The sequence below is a fragment of the Parabacteroides sp. KHUB-02 genome (assembly GCF_056640955.1).
In genome coordinates this window covers 2,591,514-2,609,267 of the sequence record NZ_JBWQEV010000001.1, presented here as the reverse complement: position 1 = coordinate 2,609,267, position 17,754 = coordinate 2,591,514, and the positions used below count along the sequence as shown (strand labels likewise).

At 53.8% G+C, this 17,754-nt stretch carries 15 protein-coding genes; all 15 read left to right on the top strand.

What is annotated here, in order from left to right; genetic code table 11:
* Positions 1-69: 69 nt before the first annotated feature.
* The 15 genes from ACYIA1_RS11470 to ACYIA1_RS11400 all read left to right on the top strand — a co-directional run bounded on the left by ACYIA1_RS11470 (position 70) and on the right by ACYIA1_RS11400 (position 17,633).
* Positions 70-435: a hypothetical protein gene (locus ACYIA1_RS11470; protein ID WP_480335323.1), complete on the top strand. Its 366-nt coding sequence runs from the start codon at positions 70-72 to the stop codon at positions 433-435.
* Positions 339-647 carry a hypothetical protein gene (locus ACYIA1_RS11465; RefSeq protein WP_128616799.1) on the top strand — a complete coding sequence of 103 codons (309 nt, stop codon included), beginning with the start codon at positions 339-341 and terminating at the stop codon, positions 645-647. The genes ACYIA1_RS11470 and ACYIA1_RS11465 overlap by 97 nt, the downstream gene beginning before the upstream one ends.
* On the top strand, positions 648-4,532 hold the full coding sequence (locus ACYIA1_RS11460) for a coiled-coil domain-containing protein (RefSeq protein WP_480335321.1): 3,885 nt from the start codon (positions 648-650) through the stop codon (positions 4,530-4,532). It begins immediately after the preceding gene.
* On the top strand, positions 4,529-5,458 hold the full coding sequence (locus ACYIA1_RS11455; RefSeq protein ID WP_480335319.1) for a hypothetical protein: 930 nt from the start codon (positions 4,529-4,531) through the stop codon (positions 5,456-5,458). Before ACYIA1_RS11460 ends, ACYIA1_RS11455 begins: the two co-directional genes overlap by 4 nt.
* Positions 5,451-6,188, top strand: coding sequence for a hypothetical protein (locus tag ACYIA1_RS11450; RefSeq protein ID WP_480335317.1), 738 nt, complete (start codon positions 5,451-5,453; stop codon positions 6,186-6,188). The genes ACYIA1_RS11455 and ACYIA1_RS11450 overlap by 8 nt, the downstream gene beginning before the upstream one ends.
* A gap of 25 nt (positions 6,189-6,213) precedes the next feature.
* Positions 6,214-6,975 carry a hypothetical protein gene (locus ACYIA1_RS11445; protein ID WP_022192586.1) on the top strand — a complete coding sequence of 254 codons (762 nt, stop codon included), beginning with the start codon at positions 6,214-6,216 and terminating at the stop codon, positions 6,973-6,975.
* Between the two features lie 27 nt (positions 6,976-7,002).
* A complete protein-coding gene (locus ACYIA1_RS11440) occupies positions 7,003-8,484 on the top strand; it encodes a hypothetical protein (protein WP_480335315.1) in 1,482 nt (493 codons plus the stop codon).
* Between the two features lie 103 nt (positions 8,485-8,587).
* Positions 8,588-10,102: an RNA-dependent RNA polymerase family protein gene (locus tag ACYIA1_RS11435; RefSeq protein WP_368311875.1), complete on the top strand. Its 1,515-nt coding sequence runs from the start codon at positions 8,588-8,590 to the stop codon at positions 10,100-10,102.
* Between the two features lie 198 nt (positions 10,103-10,300).
* Positions 10,301-10,573: a hypothetical protein gene (locus tag ACYIA1_RS11430; protein ID WP_368311873.1), complete on the top strand. Its 273-nt coding sequence runs from the start codon at positions 10,301-10,303 to the stop codon at positions 10,571-10,573.
* A 12-nt stretch (positions 10,574-10,585) separates the two neighbouring features.
* Positions 10,586-14,425: a tail fiber domain-containing protein gene (locus ACYIA1_RS11425; RefSeq protein ID WP_480335313.1), complete on the top strand. Its 3,840-nt coding sequence runs from the start codon at positions 10,586-10,588 to the stop codon at positions 14,423-14,425.
* 187 nt (positions 14,426-14,612) lie between these two features.
* Positions 14,613-14,867, top strand: coding sequence for a hypothetical protein (locus tag ACYIA1_RS11420; RefSeq protein WP_259010761.1), 255 nt, complete (start codon positions 14,613-14,615; stop codon positions 14,865-14,867).
* A 59-nt stretch (positions 14,868-14,926) separates the two neighbouring features.
* Positions 14,927-15,052, top strand: a complete 126-nt coding sequence (locus ACYIA1_RS11415; RefSeq protein ID WP_368311869.1) for a hypothetical protein — start codon at positions 14,927-14,929, stop codon at positions 15,050-15,052.
* Positions 15,049-16,185 carry a GNAT family N-acetyltransferase gene (locus ACYIA1_RS11410; protein ID WP_128616945.1) on the top strand — a complete coding sequence of 379 codons (1,137 nt, stop codon included), beginning with the start codon at positions 15,049-15,051 and terminating at the stop codon, positions 16,183-16,185. Before ACYIA1_RS11415 ends, ACYIA1_RS11410 begins: the two co-directional genes overlap by 4 nt.
* On the top strand, positions 16,175-16,660 hold the full coding sequence (locus ACYIA1_RS11405) for a formyltransferase family protein (RefSeq protein WP_128616946.1): 486 nt from the start codon (positions 16,175-16,177) through the stop codon (positions 16,658-16,660). The genes ACYIA1_RS11410 and ACYIA1_RS11405 overlap by 11 nt, the downstream gene beginning before the upstream one ends.
* A gap of 187 nt (positions 16,661-16,847) precedes the next feature.
* The gene (locus ACYIA1_RS11400; RefSeq protein WP_480335309.1) at positions 16,848-17,633 is read left to right on the top strand and encodes a restriction endonuclease; all 786 of its coding nucleotides are present in this window, start codon (positions 16,848-16,850) and stop codon (positions 17,631-17,633) included.
* The last annotated feature ends 121 nt before the right edge of the window (positions 17,634-17,754 follow it).

The window sequence follows — 17,754 nt, the reverse complement described above, 5'->3', positions numbered from 1 at the left end:
CGGCTCAAGATCATCCTCCCGGCGCCATGGCCCTTGCGGATATTCGGCAAGAAAACCATAGGATATTGGATGAAACGGCCGGTCGGCAGCAACGTGTTCCGTATCGCCCGGCTTTTCTGCCGGATGAATATCGACATAAAGAGGTTGATGTCCGGGGATATCGGCACGTTGATGGAGTATATCGACAAGCACGGCGTGACGGCGTCGAGACTGATCGCCTACGGCATGATCCGGGGATCGATGTCGGCATGGCTGCTGAACCGCCCGCTGGCCTCATATATCCGTTCCCACATGGGGATGCGCGGCATGGCGGAGTTGATGAAGATCGTGGTGCTGACTTGCGACGGGTCGGATTTCGTGAGTATTATCACATCGGCGGCGAGCTTGAGACTGACGGAGCCGGTGATGAGCCAACCGACAGGGAAAGGGAGTTAAAGGAGGCTTACGAGCCTCCCCATAGCCCGTTCGGACAAATCCACGCGCTGATCGCCACCGGGGCGTTCACGTACGACGAGGTGATGAACAAGATCCCTTGGTGTGTCATCCTGATGATGATCAACGACCAAGGACGTATGAGAGAGAGATCCGGGGAGGAAAACGTTATCCAAACCGAGGAGGAGGAACTGGAATTCTTAGGACTGAAATAAATGGCGAACGATCCCGTATACATAACATTCGAGTTCCGGGGGAACCTGGAGGACGAGGTCGAGAAGGTTACTCTCGGCATCAAGGGCCTGCGCGACGAGTCGGCGAAAACCTACCAGCGTTTGATCGCCGACAGCGGTGCGGCCTACGGTACCATGAGCGCCGAGAACCGGAAACTGGCCGTCACCGTACAGGAGAACATCAACGCCCTGCGTGACCTCGCCGTCGTGCAGGGATCGCTGGATGACGGGTTGGGGGCCGGCACCGTCACCACCCGGCAATATACGCGGATGAAGGCGGCGCTAGCGGTGCGGGAGAACAGCCTGCGCGAGGCGATCAGCGGTGGCATGCGCACGCTGAACGAGCGGATACAGACGGAATCGAGGGCCGTCGATTCCGTCATGGCCCTGCAGAAACGCCTGCAGGAGCTTACCACGGCTTACTATAACCTGTCCAAGGCCGACCGTGAGGGAAACGCCGGACAGGGCATCCTGAGACAAATCGGCGACCTCGACAAGGAGATCCAGACGGCGCAATCCCGCCTGTCCGCCTACAGCCGCTCCGCCGGCACCGGGTTCAACGGCCTGTCGATGTCGGTGCAACAGGTGGCCCGGGAGTTGCCATCGCTCACCATGGGGGCTAACATGTTCTTCTTGGCCATCTCCAATAACCTCCCCATCTTGGCCGATAATATCCGGACCGCGCGGGTTGAGTATGACCTGCTGAAGAAATCCGGACAGATGGCCATCCCGGTATGGAAACAGGTGCTCACCTCGATCGTTAGCTGGCAGACGGCGCTGGTGGTGGGGATCACGTTGCTGTCCGTGTACGGGAAGGATATCATCAACTGGGTACAGGGGCTTTTTGGGGCCGACCAAGCCCAGAAGAGGTTGAACGATAGCATGACCGACTTCAACGCCATCCTGGCGACGGAGCGGCAACATCTACGGACATTGTTCTCCGCGTTGGAGAAGACCACGGCCGGGACGGAAGGGCACCGGAAAGCTATCAACGAGATCAACACGACGTACGGCAAGTATCTCCCGAACCTGCTATCGGAGAAGAGCTCACTGAATGAGATCCGTGAGGCTTACCGGCTGGTCAACAGGCAACTCATGGAGAACGCCGCATTAAAAGCCCAGAGTGGCGCCATCGACAAGACGCTGGAGAAAGCCATAAAGACGCAATCCGAGGCGTTGACGGAGATGCGCGAGATCACGACCAAGAAGCTCGGCGAGTCCAAATCCGGGGGGATCATGGATATCATCCCCGGTCTGACGGAGGATTTCCGGGCCGCGGGCAAAACATGGGAAGAGGCATGGCGAGGGGTGTCCGCCAAGATCCAGAGCGAGCTCGGTGGGAAGAAGCTCGGAGGCTCCTTCTACGAGGAGCTGGAGGATTACGTGAGGAGCGTGTATGAATCAGAGAAGGAGATCTCCGATATACAAAAACAATTCTCCCCGTTTTTCAACAAGGAGGCCGCCGAGAGAGATATAATCGAGAACAAGGCCTATTGGGAGGATATCAAAGAACAAGCCACCTCCGTATTGGAATCCATCGACGCGGAGCAAAAGAAACTGCTTGATTCCGGCAAGACCGCCGGGATCGAGCCTGCCATCGTCACCGCCTACAAGACGGCCAAGGCGGATATAGACAAGGCGACCGAGGCGTTGAAGACGTACGACTCCTACGAGAAGAAACGATCCACCGCGGACAAACAGCTGGGCAAGGAGCAAAAGGCCCAAGAGGCCGCCAACGTCATCAAGGCCGAGACCGCCATGCGGGAGCTGGAGATCGAGCGACAGAGAGCCGTCCTCGCCCAGAAGGAGAAGGACGCCGAGCTGGAGCTCCGCCAGCAAAACATCAACCTCATGAAAGAGGGCTCCGACAAGGAACTGGCCCAAATCACCTTAAACTATGACAAGAAAATCAACGAGATCGGGAAGAAAGGCCGGGAATATATCCTCGCCCGGCAGAAGATCGAGCAAGACCTATGGGAGAACGAGAACCCGGACTGGAAGAAGAAAGGTCTATCCTTTAAGCCGAAAACGACGACCGTCTCCCAGCTCCCCGCCTCCCAGGGCAAGGAACTATCCGACGCCACCCTGCTGGCCGACAGTACCCGCGAGAAAGCGGAGGCCGACCTGTTGGAAAAGACGTTGAGACAGTATCAAGACTACGCCGCCCGCCGGCTGGAGATCGAGCGAAAATACACGGAGGATGTCGCTTTCTTGATATCCCAACGCACCGAGAAGAACAAGGAGGCCATCAACGCGGCGATAGCCGAGGCCGCCAAGGGTAAGAAAAAAGCCCTGTCCGAATTGTCCATCGACGAGCTGAGGGACACGGGCATGTGGGACAAGATATTCGGCGACCTCGACAAGATGGCGCTGCCGTCCATGGAAGAGCTGCTCAAGCAAGCCCGGGAGGTCAACACGTCGGCGTGGGATCCCAAGAACGTGAGGGAGTACCATGACGCCATCAAGCGGCTGGAGGAGGCGATCCGTACCCGCTCGCCCTTCAAGGCGATCTGGGATGACTGGAAGAAGTTGCTGGATTCCATTGGGAAAGGTGACAGGGATGCTATGGCCGCCGCATTAGAGGGCATGGATACCTCCGTCCAATCCTTGACGGCCGACCTCGACACGATCGCCGGCGGTATCGGTGATATCCTCGGTGACGAGGCCGGCTACGCCGCCGGGCAGGTGGCGGAGCTGACCTCCGCGTTGGGCGGGTTCGTCTCGGCTGCGGCCCAGATCGCCGGCGGGAATATCGTCGGGGGGATCGCCTCGGTCATCGGCGGTATCGGCAAGATATTTACCATGGGGAAGCGGGTCAAGGAGATGAACCGTGAGGCCCGGGAAGAGCAACAAAAGTTCTACGACGAGGCGATCCAGGGCGAGATGGAGTACCAACGGCTGTTAAGGGAACGCCTCCGTACCCAGCGGCAGATCGGTGAGACGACCTTGGCTTACAACAAACGGATCACGGAGGAACTGGAAAAACAGCGACAAGCCTCCGGGAGCGAGTACGACCGGTTGCTGCGACAGATCCAAGGGGAGCAATATATCAGCGGCGTAGGCTACCGCCACGGCACGTGGTTCCGGAAGGCGAAGACGTGGAACGAGTATTCCAGCCTCGCGGGCAAGAGCTACGAGGATATAGAGAAGCTCTATACCGAGGGCAAGCTGGAGGAGAAGGTCGCCAAGCTGTTCGAGAGGTTGCGTGACCTCAAGGAAGAGGGCACGGATATCAACCAGATGCTCGCCGACCAAGACGAGGCCATGAGGGAGGCGCTTACCGGGACGACCGCGGACAGTATCGCCGACAGCATCGTCAAGGGCCTCGCCGAGGGGAAGCGATCGGCGAAGGATTTCGCCGACGATTTCCAAGAGATGTTGAATAACGCCGTCCTTCAAGGAATAAAGATGAAGGCGTTGGAAGAGCCTCTCCGGAAGTGGTACGAGTCATTCGCCGAGGCGAGCGGCAACGGGCTGACGGAGGAGAATATCGCCGGCTTGAGGGCGCAATATGACAAGATCATCGAGGACGCGGCCCGCCAGCTGGAGGAGATGGAGAAAGTGACGGGCACGACCATCGGTGATATCGCCAACGCGGGGCGTACCTCCTCCTCGAAGGGCATCCAGTCCGTCTCGCAGGACAGCGTGGACAAGGGGCTGGGCATGATATCGACGGCGTTGATATTCCTTGACAAGACCTCAAAGGGGATAACGGGCGTCAACGCCACGCTCGTGAAGGGGCTCGCCCTGCTCAACCGGATCGCCGTGAACACGGACCGGCTGAAGGCTATAGAGAAATACCTGGGGCAAATCCGCAACGCCCAGCGGGACATGAGGGACAACGGTATAAAAATGAGGACTAGATGAGAGAGGGACGATTATATATAGACAACCGGGACGCCTACATCGATTTCGGCGTATGGATCACCCGAGGCGGCTACGACGGCCTCCTGCCTTTCCCCGAGCTGGTGGAGCCGGACAGGAACGACTGGCCGGACGAGGACGGCATAGAGCCGGACCTGGAAAAGCCCACCTTGAAACCACGGGAGCTCAACATCACGTTCGTCCGCGACATGGACGGAAGATCCGCCGGCGATCTTGTCGAGCACCTATCGAAGTCCGGGTATCACCTCTTCCGTATCCCCTCGCTGGGCAGGGAGTGGAGCTTGCGACTCATCCAGAGCCCGGCGTATGAGGATTGGGACACGTTGGAGGCCTTCACGTTACGTTTCGCCGAGGACCGGCCCGTAAGACCCTCGTCCGTGGCGATCCCGGAGGGTAGAGCGTATGTTCCTCCATCCGAGTACGAGCTTGACGGCGTACCCTTGGATCGATACGGCGTGATGGTGACGGAGGGCCGGGACGAGATCATGAGATCCCCGACCGTGAAGACTAACCTGTCCCGTACGGTACTGGACGTTGACGGTAGGATCTACGATGCCGGCAAGGTGGTGTATAATAGCAAGGAGGTCACTCTTGAATGCTGTCTCATCGCCGGCTCAATGACGACATTCTGGAGTTGTTACGACGCTCTGTTGGATGCCTTGATCCAGCCGGGCGAGCGTTCGTTGTACGTGGATTACAACGTGGAGGAATACCCCTGCTACTACAAGAGGACGTCCGGCTGGAAACTGGAGAGCCTCCGGGGGCGTGTGGTGGTGACATTCAACCTCACGCTGGAGTTCACGGTGTTCCGGATGGATGGTGTCGATTACCTGCTGGCTACCGAGGCCGGGGAACTGGTGGTCACGGAGGACGGGGAGTATTACATAGACTTGAACATATATGCCTAAAAAGAAGAAGAAAATATCGGAACTCGCGTTGGCTGACAGCCTTACCGGTCTGTACACGATCGGTTGCAAGATCATAGACGGTATACAAACCAGCGTGAAGGTGAGCCTCGGAACCATCCAGACGGCTTACGAGAACATGCTCACGGAGATCTCCAACGCCCGTGCCGCTACCAAGGCGGCCAATACGGCGGCCTCCAACGCCAACACCGCCAAGCTGAACGCCGAGGCGGCCACGTCAAAGGCTAATACGGCCACGGCGAACGCCATCACCGCAACAGGGAACGCCAATACCGCAACCGGTAAGGCTAATACCGCGGCTGATCTAGCCAATAAAGCCGCGGCTAACGCTAATACCGCCCACGATGGGCTAGAGAAGATCAAGGAAGATACCGAGATCGCAACTAAAAACGCAAATGACGCGGCGAAATTGGCGAATGAGAAAGCTTCTTACGCCAACACGCAGGGTAACTTCGCCAAGACACAGGGTGACCGCGCGCAAGAGCTGGCCGACCACCCGTGGAAGGTTGGCGATAACGGCAACTGGTGGAAATGGGATCTGGATGGGGACAGGTATGTCGATACGGGCATCCTCGCTAAGGGAGGCGTCTTGTACCCGACCTTCACGATCAACCCCGCCGACATGACGCTGGTGATGTCCTACGAGGACGAGGTGTCACCAAACCTTGTCAAGCTCAACCTAGAGACCGGTGAGCTGTATTTGAACGTATGACCAAAAAAAGGAAGGAGGAATTATAATGAGTCAGATAGTATTGGGGAAGGTGGCGTTCGTCGATAAGGGCGTTTATGCCACGGCGAGTACGTACAACACCTTCGATTTCGTCGTCACGGATGATAGCTGCTACCTCTGTGTCAAGGACGGAAACAAGAACCACCCCTTGACCGATACGGCTTGGTGGAAATGTATCGCCCGTGGTACGCAGGCAACGGAAGCGGCCAAGACCGCCCTTGCGGAGGCGAATAAGGCTATCGAGGCCACGAGGAACGCTATCTCTGCTGCGGGTTTGGCTAACGCTAAAGCGTTGGAGGCTGGGAAACAGGCTGATTTGGCCGGTCGAGCATCTGATGAGGCTTTGGCTGCCGCTGTCGAGGCTGAGGCGATGATTTCCGAGGGCAATGCGCAGATCGCTTCCATGAAAGCGGCCGAGCAATCGTTGATGAGTCAAGCGCTTCTTGCCCCTACCCGTATGGAGCTGAAATATGTCAAGAGGATAACGTTAGGGAATGCCGTCGCCCAGAAGATAGCCGTGAGTCTTTTTCCAGCTTATGTATTACCTAATGTGATATTTCAACAGGCGTTTTATTCCGGTGATGCGTTGTACGTGGACCCACGTGGAAACTTGACTGTCCGTAAGACCGGCACGGCCACGATCCACGTTATCCCGTCGCATAACACCTCGTTGTCCCAAACGATAGTCATTGAGGTTACTGCCCCGGTCATTCGTAAGGCCGGTAGCGTGATGAGATTTTTATCCGGTAGCCGGATACGAAAGGTATAATTGTCTAACATTTTAATATACAGAATCATGTCATTAACAACAGCAGAGGAGGAGAAGGTACGCGCTATCATCACGGCCTTCGATAACGGCAAGACAATCGACCAGCTGCCCTTGGCCGACACGAACCAGCCCTCCAAGTATTTGATCGAGGGAGTGTCCAAGGAAACGGGCGAGTCAGTGAGGATCCCTTTCGCCGATGCGGTATCGATCGTGAACAAGCACATCGCTATCCGTCGCTGGAAACGTGGTCAGGGCACGCCAGTCGGCGAGTCCTACGGTAATATCGATTTCCTGCGGGATCTTCCCTCCGTGATCGGTCTGGGCTGCTACCTCGTGTCCGTTGACCGTAGCCGGCGTAAGCTTGACCCGACGAACCACCATCGTTTCGCCGACGGCAGTCCCGCCGCCTTGGACGGCACGATGGGCGATTACCTGTGGTGCTGGAACGCCCACTACTACTCTTGGTGGGTAGACTCCACCTATTATTACGAGGCCGTGAGCCCGACCCCGATCGAGGGTCATTTGAACTATTATATCCCGGCCGGGGGTACGTCGGCCTTGGGAGCCGGCGTCATGGATCGTACGAGCGGCACGTTGGTCTCCGTCGTCAGCGACGATCCCCGTTATCGTGGCGGGAACAACGACGCGACGAGGGACGGGAAGCACAACACGCAGCTAGGCATGGTTGCCACGAACATGAACGCCGCGGCTTTCGGCACGGCCGCCCGCAAGAAGGGTGAGGGCTGGGAATCCGGCTGGTTCGTCGCGAACAGCGTCGTCGGTTATCTCTACCGCCTTATCATGGGTACCCGTGATTGCCAGTCCGCGTTGAACCCGGTAAAGGACTCCAATGGCCTATATCAGGGCGGTACCGGTAAGGGAGTTACGGAATGGTCTTGGGATCCTTGGTCGAGCCATAACGGTGGTTATCCGATTATTCCGACGAGCGTAGGGATCGAGTTGGGGGACTCAGTCGGCGTGAGCGACTACGCCGTGAAGGGCTCGGACGGTGGTACCGTCCACCAAGCGCACGTCCCTTGCTTCCTAGGCTTGAAGAACTTCTACGGGCATATCGGTCTGATCGAGCGTGGCTCCTTGATAAACAAGCTGTCCGACGGTAGCGGAGATTATTATGTAGCCCCGTCCCTTTACTCGGCTTTCAACATCAACTCGATCGAGGGCCTGATAAAGGCGGCGAGGGTTCCTAAGAACGATCCCAGTGGCTGGAAATATATCACTGAGTTCAGTATGCAGAACCTATGCTCCGCCCCGACTGTCGCCTCCGGCAGCTCCAGCACCTATTATTGCGACGGTTGGTATAACGACAACGCTATTTCCGGCCTTCGCTGTCCGTTCCGTCGTGGTCCTGCGTACAGCGGTGCTAGTGCCGGCTTAGCGTGCCTCCTTGGTGACTGTGCGGTCTCGCGCGCTTACGTGGACTGGTCGTCGCCCCTAACATGCCGAACGAGGATTTTTTATATGAAGTGGAGAAGGGACCTTGTCACTTGACAAAAAAGCGAGGCTAAAGGTATAGTCCCGGTAGGTTTAACCGACGGCTCATGACCCGATGGCAATTGCAGACACTAGACACTATTAGACACTAGAGACACGAATGAGGAGAAAAGGTGGCTTTTCCGGGAATATAGCCCGGAAGGATAATTATTTTAAGGCTTTTGATCATGCCAGCAAGAACAAGCATGGTAAAAAGGCCATAACAAAATTCGAGGCGGACTTGGAAAAGAACCTTTCCGATCTCCTATACTCTTTTGAAAACGGGACGTTCGTAACCTCCCCGTATCGTTTCATGACCGTCCATGAGCCGAAAAAACGTCTTATCGGGATGCTCCCTTTCCCGGATCATGTCCAGCACTGGGCGATGCTCAATGAGGTGGAGGATTATTTTACGAGATCCTTCTCCGCGTATACCTACGGAGGGGTGAAAGGACGCGGTCCCCACGCCTACATGAGGATGATCCGGAAGGTCCTGAGAAAATATCCGGAACGTACCACCGACTATCTCCTGTGCGATATCCACCACTTCTATCCGACCGTCAATCACCCGGTACTGAAAAGCCAGCTCAGGACACGTATCAAGGATAATCATTTATTGCGAAGGCTTGATGAGATCATTGACAGCGTCGAGGGGGATACCGGTATGTTTCCCGGCACGAAGCTGGCGCAGTTCTTCTCGCTTGTCTATCTTTATCTTTTCGATCACGATTTGAAGCGGTGCTTCCATGTCGGGGAATGCCCGGCCTTGGTCGGGTATTATACGAGAAGATATATCGAGGAGAGGATGGCCACCGCCAAGACGGACAAGGACATGGAGGAGTTATCCAAGGGGATCCAATACCTCTCGGACAGGTTCAAGGGATATCTGAACCGTCTGGACTTCTGTTACCGTCTCGCCGATGATGTCCTGATACTGCATGAGGACACCGTATTCTTGCACCTTGTCATCGAGTGGATCGGTCTTTATTACGCTAACGAGCTTAGGATCGGTCTTAACCCGAGATGGAAGATCGGGCACGTGACGGACGGTGTCGATACGGGGGGATACGTGCATTTCCCGGATCATGTCCGTGTCCGGAAACGTAACAAGGTGGCTCTCTGCCGCCAGATAGCGAGACTGAGAAAGAAGGGTTTGCCGGACGAGGAGATAAGGAGGAGGGCCTCTTCCCGTATAGGCTTCATCCAACACGCTGATACGAGTAATCTATTAAATAAATTAGGAATGGAAACACCAAGGAAAAGACTGGGACAGGTGATAAGGAATAAAAAAAGTCCGTGGGAGGATCTCCCGGCCGACCGGAAAATGAGATTCGAGGATATACTTTATGATACCCGGATACCGGAGGATAAACGAGGGCCGGAGGATGATAAACTCATAGAGTTGATTGATTATAAAATCGAGGATAGCAAGATCGAGAGAAACGAGGACGGCACGCCAAAGAAGTGCCTCGCCATACGTTTCCGATGGAAAGGCGAGGAGCGTTACGCTTTCACCGGTTCCGCCGTCTTGATCGACCAGGCGCTCACGGACTTCTCTCACGAGGACTTGCCGGTGGATACCGTGATAAAGGTGCTCACCAACAAGTTCGGTAAGAAATTTTTCAGGTTCACTTGACCCGTAGGGATCGCTCTTGGCCGATCCTCCCGGGTCGGCTAAAAAACATTTAAATATATGGAGACAAGAGCGATTTACACGGAGAGAAAGACATTCGTAAAATACGATGACAACCATTACCTGTTATACCTGAACGAGGAGGTCCTGGAGAACCACGTTCCGGAGGGTCACGGGGGCGAACCGGAACCGGAGCCCCGCGTGGCTTACGCCTATACCGGCACGTGCGAGGATGGCGGCACGCTGATAGAGGCTGCGGATGCCACGTACGAGCGGTTCGTGTCCGGGCTCGTACGTGCGAGATATTCCGCTGACAGGGTGGAGGCGATCACCCTCAATAAATTAGGTTCGGATACGGCAAGGATGGCCGAGTTCGAGGCGGAGTTCGCGGAGCTGGAGCGTTACAGAAGCGATTGTAAGACGAGGGTGCGTGCCTTGCTGGGTATACCCGAAAGCGTCTCGAACACCCTTTAAATACCGTTCGAGATGCGTATCTATGATAAGACGGGCGAGGTATTGCTTGACATCCCGGTGGACGATGACAGCTATCGTTACCGGGCGATAGCGCAAGCGAAGAAGGTGGAGCTGCGTTACTCCCTAGTGGATCACGTGGAGCTGCCCACCGGGGCGTATATCGAGTATCAGGGGGAAAGGTACACGCTGTGGTACCCTTCGGATTTCAAGAAGGAGGGCACGAGGGTCTTCGACTATACCGTCACCTTCGGCGGCAACGAGGAGATCCTGAAAAAATATAAGTACAAGCTGTTGTCTGACAAGCCGTACAAGCTCAAGTTCGTCATGACGGCCACGCCGGGGATGTTCATGGAGCTGCTGGTGGATAACCTCAATCTCTATGATTCCGGCTGGACGGTCGGCACGGTGATCGAGGCCCCGGAGAAACTGTTGTCGTTCAACCATGAGAAATGCTGGGCTGTATTGGGGCGTTTGGCCGAGGAGTTCGACACGGAGTTCGAGATCGTGGGCAAAACTATCAACCTCCGCAAGGTGGAGTATTACAAGGACGCTCCTCTAAAGCTATCCTACGGAAAAGGTAACGGATTCCTTCCCGGTGTAGGTCGTGCGAACCAAGGCGACAACCTCCCCGTTGAGATCCTTTACGTGCAAGGCGGCGAGCGGAATATCGATTACTCGGTCTACGGTAGCCAGACATTGTTGCTTCCCAAGTCACAGGAGCTTTCCTACCAAGGCAGACGGTACAAGACCGACAAGGACGGGATGTATGTCACTCGTGCGGACAGGCCCCTTTCCTCTTATAACGAGGACAGCTACGACGCCAGCGACATCTATCCTTCCCGTGTCGGCACGGTGAGCGAGACCGATACGGAGCCGGGCAAGGACACGGACGGGAACGATGTCACGTTCTACAACTTCTATGACTCATCGGTCCCCGCCAACCTCAATTTCGAGGATTGCCTGATCGCCGGCCAGACCATGACGGTTATTTTCCAGACTGGCCGTCTGGCGGGCCGTGAGTTCGACGTAAAGTACGTACATGACGGTCGTAAGTTCGAGATCGTCTCGTCCGAGCAGGATGGCATGACGCTGCCGAACGCCTCCCTGTATCCGGAGGTCGGCGACAAGTACGCCGTTTTCAACATATCCCTTCCCGCCGCCTACGTATGCGACAACGCCACCAAGACCGGGGCGAGCTGGGACATGTTCCGGGAGGCGGTACGCTACCTTTACGAGCGTGAGGAGCGGCAATTCACGTTCAGCGGAGAGCTGGACGGCATATGGGCCAAGAAGAATTGGCTGGCGATCGGCGCCAAGCTGGTCCCCGGCGGTTATGTCGATTTCAGCGACCCGCAATTCCAGCCGGACGGCATCCTGATCCGGATCACCGGGGTGAGGGATTACATCAACAGGCCCCACAGTCCGGAGCTTGAGCTATCCAACACGCCGGTAGGCGGTTTCCTGTCCGATGAGCTGGGCAAGCTGGAGAGCGAGGAGGTGACGAACGAGACACGACACAAGCAGGCCGTATCGTTCACCCTTCGCCGTTGGCGTGACGCGATGGAGATGCAGGGGATGCTGGAGAAAGCGTTCAAGGATTACGGTAAGGGGCAGGCGATGTCGTGGCTTCGCACCATGTCGGTATTGGTGGGACATGAGTCGTTGCAGTTCCGTTTCGTCAACCGTATTCCCACGGAGGACGGACAGGCGGTCACCGAGGTGGATCACGCCTTCACGTATGACCAGCGGAAACGTACGCTTGCCACCCCCTCCGGAATCTTGCAGCACATGACGTTGGGGATAGACTCGCTCGCCCCCTCCCACAAGGTGACGGAGTACAGGTATTGGAACGTGGCGGCTTATACGTCTCCCTATCTAGGTGATGATATGGAAGCCATGTACCTGTACGCCCGCTGCACCAAGTCGGGATCGTCCGGCTCTTTCCTTCTCAGCAAGGAGCCGAGGGACTTGGATGACGGCTCGTATTACAATCTCCTTTGCGGGGCCTTGAGTACAGAGGTGGACGGCCAGCGCAGTTTCTCCACGCTTTACGGCTTCAGCGAGATCGGCCCGGGCTGGATGCGGCTGAACAAGATCATCAACACGGACGGCACGCAATACTGGGACATGCTCTCCAAGGCGTTCCGGATCGGCGATGACAACGCTTTCCTCTCATATGACCAGCGAGACGGTCTCGTGTTGAAAGGCAGTATCTACCAATCGCCCTCCGGCGAGATCGACTATCCGGAGGTGGATCGGGGCGCTTACTCCGATAAGTCCGTCTATTACCCCGGCGACAAGGTATCTTACGATGGTAACGTGTATAAGTGTATATCCCAGACCACGCCCGGTACCGATCCCACGAACACGAGGTTCTGGAAGCCATTGGTATCGAAAGGCTCGAACAGCTTCAAGAGCACGGTGTTCATCCGCACGAACGCCACGCCCGATACCCCTGTTGGCGGCTCGTACGCCTCCCCGTTGCCGACCACGGAGGGATGGAGCGACGGGATACCGTCCGGCGAGGCGATACTGTGGGCCTCCACCCGGATCTTCTCGTCGGACGGGAAGGAACCCCAGCAAACGGCATGGATGTCCCCGAGGCAGATGACGGATACGGCCGATTTCGACGTGGAGTTCTCATCCGTAGCGAGCCCGTCAGCCCCGAACGGTCATCCTAATACGAACAAGCAATGGAGCGACACCCAGTCCACGGACACGGTCTGGATGGCCACCAGCACCAAGAGAAACGGGGTATGGAGCGCGTGGAGCGTATCCAAGATCAAGGGAGAGGAAGGCAAACCGGGAAAGGACGGGATAGACGGCACGGATGGCGAGGACGGGAAAGACGGCGATCCCGGTCCCCGTGGCGATCGTGGCCCCCGCTGCACCTACCGTGGCGATTACGACTCAAGCGCTACCTATAACGCCAGCTCCAAGATTACCGATATCGTATCGATCAAGAATAGCGATGGCACCCGCACGTATTATGTGGCGAAGGTGGATGATAACGAGCCTACCTTCAAGGGGAAACATCCGACCAATACCGCCTATTGGGACACCTTCGGGGCGAACTTCTCCAGCGTGGCGACCGATTTGCTGATGGCACGGAAGATAGCTGCCTCGGAGATCGACGTGGAAAGCATCACCTCCAATATCGTCAAGATCGGGAATTTCGTATGGGGAGGGAATGCGTTGGTCGGCATCAACGACGCTATTCTTGTTGTCAGCGGGGCGGCGTCGATAGGCTACACGGATGGATGGGCCGCCCGATTCTCAGACAAGGTATATATCGAGGGGATGTTGTCTTGTGACTCTGTCAATGCGTCCAGTTTGGATGTCCCCAAAATATTATATAAAGAAGGCAACGGGGTCGTGTTTAACGCCCCGGGCGGGAGGTATCCGTTTCTGGGGGTACGGATCGATAACGGCAACGGTATCTATGGATGGAACAGTCCCGGGAATATAGCCAACCTGTATATCAACAAGGACGCCGCGAGCACGGCCCATGTGTATATCACCAATTACCAAGGCTTGACCTCCTCGGACATCCGCCTAAAGAGCGTCTTCTTCGATATCCCGGACGTGCTGGATAAGCTGGAGGGTATATCCGCCTTCTACTACACGATGAAGGAGGACGAGGACAAGATCCCTCGCATCGGCGTGTCGGCGCAAGCCGTCCGAGAGGTTCTTCCGGAGGCGGTACAACTCATAACACCGGATAACGGGGATTCCTATTACGGCGTGGATTATATCCAGATGTTGACCGCCTTCGGGATCAACGGAATCAAGGAGCTTCACGCCAAGGTCAAGGCACTTGAGAAGAGGGTGGAAGTGTTGGAGAACAGATAGAAAATATTATAAGCCTTTATCGGGGGCGGGCAAATAAAAGCCCCCGGCTGTTAGTAAAGACGCCAATCACATACTAACAAACAAATGCGAGCTACCGCACGACCGGGGGCTGTATGCCTTCAGTTGCGATAGCTCGTTTTTGTTTTATGTGATTGGCAATACAAATATACTTTAATTTTTGGAGATTATGACAATATACGAGATACTTTCTTTCAATAAGGAATTGCTCCAGCGTCTATTTAACGCCGGAATAAGGACAAGCGATTGTTTGTATGTCGATTTGTTCGATGATTATACCCGAATGCGGGCGGCGGGTGAAAAGACAACCTATATCGTGGCCGTCCTTTCTGACAAATATGCCTTGAGCGAGCGAAAGGTGTACGATATCATTCGCTATTTATCAAGCGACTGCATGGGCCGTGCAGTGCAAGATCAAGCGTAAATTCGCTCACTAGATAGTTTGGTTCTACCTTTGTTCCAAATCCTTAAAACGAGACAAGTATGGGCAAGTACACTTACAAGCCGCAATATGGCGTGATCGTCATTTGCACAGATGAAAAAGAACAAAAGGAGATTTACGAACGTCTCCTGAAAGAAGGTCTAACCCTTAAAGTGGTGAATGTATGAGAATAGAGGTACAACACCATTGTAGCGACTTCAACAGCTATCGGGCCGCACGGGTAAAAAGCCTTTTCAACGCAGAAAAAGGCTGTGATTGGGAAAAGACAGTAGAGCTACCAATCGAGGACCGGGAATGGCAAATCGGATTGATCGTTGGACCATCCGGTAGTGGAAAAACCAGTATTGGAAACAAAATATTCAAAGAACCTATTTATGACCTCTATTCCGGCTGGGATAAGGATAAGCCGATTGTGGACTGTATTGCTCCTGACGGAGACTTCAACACGGTGACGGGTATGCTTTCGGCAGTTGGCCTTGGTGATGTTCCAGCGTGGCTCCGGCCGTTCCATGTGTTGAGTAACGGCGAGAAGTTCCGGGCAGGCCTTGCGCGTTTAGCGTGCGAGCGACCGCAGCACGCCGTGGTGGACGAGTTTACATCGGTCATTGACCGGCAGATAGCCAAGGTCGGGGCCGCCGCATTCTCGAAGACATGGAGACGTGGCAGCGGGCAGATCGTGCTTCTTTCCTGCCACTATGATATAATCGAATGGCTACAACCTGACTGGGTGTATGATACTGCGGAGGCACGGTTTTACGACCGTGACTGCCTTCGGCAACGTCCAAAACTCGAACTTCAAATTTATAAAGTCAGGGGAACTATATTCCCAAGGTTGTTTAAGCAGCATTATTATTTAGACCTTCCTATGCCGGTTGCGGCCGAGTATTTCGTGGGCTTTGTCGGTGGTGAGCCCGTCTGCCATTTAGCGGTAACACCACTCTTTACGGCAAAGGCTTACCGGTCCACCCGGTTGGTAGTACTTCCCGAATGGCAGGGAATAGGTGTTGGTACTAAATTTTTAGCGGCCGTTTGTGAATATCATCTTCAGGGACATGGTAGATGTGGTAAACCTTACCCGGTGTTCTTTCACACTTCACACCCGCAACTATGTGGAGCGTTACGTCACTCTAAAAAGTGGATACAAACCGGAGCACATTTATATGGAGTTAATAAAGGGCGCAGCGCGGCTTCGATGGCACGTTCGGCCCAAAGGTTAAATAAGTCTGATCGTGCGGCAACCGGTTATGGCGGCCATTTCAGGGCGGTTCAGGCATTTAAATATATAGGGAATGGTAATTAAAATATTGGGAAATTGCGAGTCGGAGGCATTCAAGGCGGCCGAAATGTTCGTTAAGGCAAAAGGGCATACGCTTTGGTGTGAAGGGTATCGTTGTGACCTTGCCATTGCGCCACTCCTTACGGTGAAAGTTTCCGATGAAGAACTGAAAGAGGCGAACTGGGGTACGTTGATATTCCATCCGTCCCCATTACCTTATGGGCGCGGGGCATCATCTATCAAATGGGCGTATAAACGAGGGGAACCGATAACCGCCGCCACATGGTTTTGGGCAGACTCCGGCTATGACACCGGCGATATTTGCGAGCAGGAGATAGTAAAAATAGACTATGATGCGCAGCCTCGCATCTTTTATGAGCGAGAAATCATTCCGGCCATGATCCGGACGTTAGGACGTTGTTTGGATAACATCGGGAAAGGCATTATACGTCGCATCCCGCAAGTAGAAGCCTATTCGACATACGATAAAAGGCTATAACAATCCATCTTAACTACTTTGTAAAGGTACGAAAAAAGTATGGAATAAACAACTTTAGTAGACGCTTTTTTACCACAGCCGGCAATAAAAAACGGTATTCAAATAGGGTTAGAAGTCCATTTGAATGCCGTTTATTTTTATGTATAAAGAAGGTGTTTTGCTTTGATTTTGCAAATAGGCGGTTACTTTGCGGATTAAATTTGAAGCACATTTCGTTTTTGTTTCAATAAACGCATTTCGTTTTTCACAACCATCACGTTTCGTTTTGCGGGATTTATATGAAATAGCTGGACTTAGGCATAAAGTTGCTATCGAATGTAAAAATTACAAACAACTTATCCCAGTAGGAAAAATCCGAGATTTTTACGGTGTATTATCGGACTTGAATAATGTTTCCGGTATTATGGTGACAAAAGAAGGTTATCAAAAAGGTGCTAAAGAATATGCTAAGCATTATGGAATCAGCTTAAAAGAATTGAGGTCGCCAAAATCTGGAGAAGGAATTATTGCAGAAATTGAATTTTGCACTCATATGTCTGTAAGACACAGTCTATTTCTTATCGATGAGGACTGGGCAAAAGATAATGGCTATGATTTTACCAATTATAAAAAACGTTTAGATATTATGAGTGATTTCGAACGTTCAACTCGATGGAGCAATGCTACTCATATACCATTGCAAACTAAAGATGATTTGATAAGAGACTCAAGCGGGCAAGTAATATCTTCTTTGAATAATCTTCAAAGCAGCCTCCCTCAAGATTTTAAACATGGTTGTTGCCACATATTTAAATTTCAAGATGCTTTTCTTGATACCATTTGGGGTGCAGTCAAAATCAAAGAAGTAAAATTTGAAGAAGAAGAAAGTCATCAAACAAAAATTGTAGCATTGGATGCAGGCGAATTTATAAAAGCTATTTTGAAGGATGCAATAACAGGGGAGATTAAACATATAACTAAAGAGCCTTTCTGAAAGAATTTTGTATGCTTGAAATCAGAGTGAACTTAGTTCCCTTGTACAATATTGTTCTTGGTTAATTGTTAAGTTGCTATAAAAACAAAGCCATTGAAGGAAGAACCAAATAAAATCATTA

What these genes read in the sequence shown, in the direction of transcription:
- ACYIA1_RS11470 (WP_480335323.1), top strand. Translation starts at nt 70, where the DNA reads ATGAAACGGCCGGTCGGCAGCAACGTGTTCCGTATCGCCCGGCTTTTC.
- ACYIA1_RS11460 (WP_480335321.1), top strand. Translation starts at nt 648, where the DNA reads ATGGCGAACGATCCCGTATACATAACATTCGAGTTCCGGGGGAACCTG.
- ACYIA1_RS11455 (WP_480335319.1), top strand. Translation starts at nt 4,529, where the DNA reads ATGAGAGAGGGACGATTATATATAGACAACCGGGACGCCTACATCGAT.
- ACYIA1_RS11450 (WP_480335317.1), top strand. Translation starts at nt 5,451, where the DNA reads ATGCCTAAAAAGAAGAAGAAAATATCGGAACTCGCGTTGGCTGACAGC.
- ACYIA1_RS11445 (WP_022192586.1), top strand. Translation starts at nt 6,214, where the DNA reads ATGAGTCAGATAGTATTGGGGAAGGTGGCGTTCGTCGATAAGGGCGTT.
- ACYIA1_RS11440 (WP_480335315.1), top strand. Translation starts at nt 7,003, where the DNA reads ATGTCATTAACAACAGCAGAGGAGGAGAAGGTACGCGCTATCATCACG.
- ACYIA1_RS11435 (WP_368311875.1), top strand. Translation starts at nt 8,588, where the DNA reads ATGAGGAGAAAAGGTGGCTTTTCCGGGAATATAGCCCGGAAGGATAAT.
- ACYIA1_RS11425 (WP_480335313.1), top strand. Translation starts at nt 10,586, where the DNA reads ATGCGTATCTATGATAAGACGGGCGAGGTATTGCTTGACATCCCGGTG.
- ACYIA1_RS11420 (WP_259010761.1), top strand. Translation starts at nt 14,613, where the DNA reads ATGACAATATACGAGATACTTTCTTTCAATAAGGAATTGCTCCAGCGT.
- ACYIA1_RS11415 (WP_368311869.1), top strand. Translation starts at nt 14,927, where the DNA reads ATGGGCAAGTACACTTACAAGCCGCAATATGGCGTGATCGTCATTTGC.
- ACYIA1_RS11410 (WP_128616945.1), top strand. Translation starts at nt 15,049, where the DNA reads ATGAGAATAGAGGTACAACACCATTGTAGCGACTTCAACAGCTATCGG.
- ACYIA1_RS11405 (WP_128616946.1), top strand. Translation starts at nt 16,175, where the DNA reads ATGGTAATTAAAATATTGGGAAATTGCGAGTCGGAGGCATTCAAGGCG.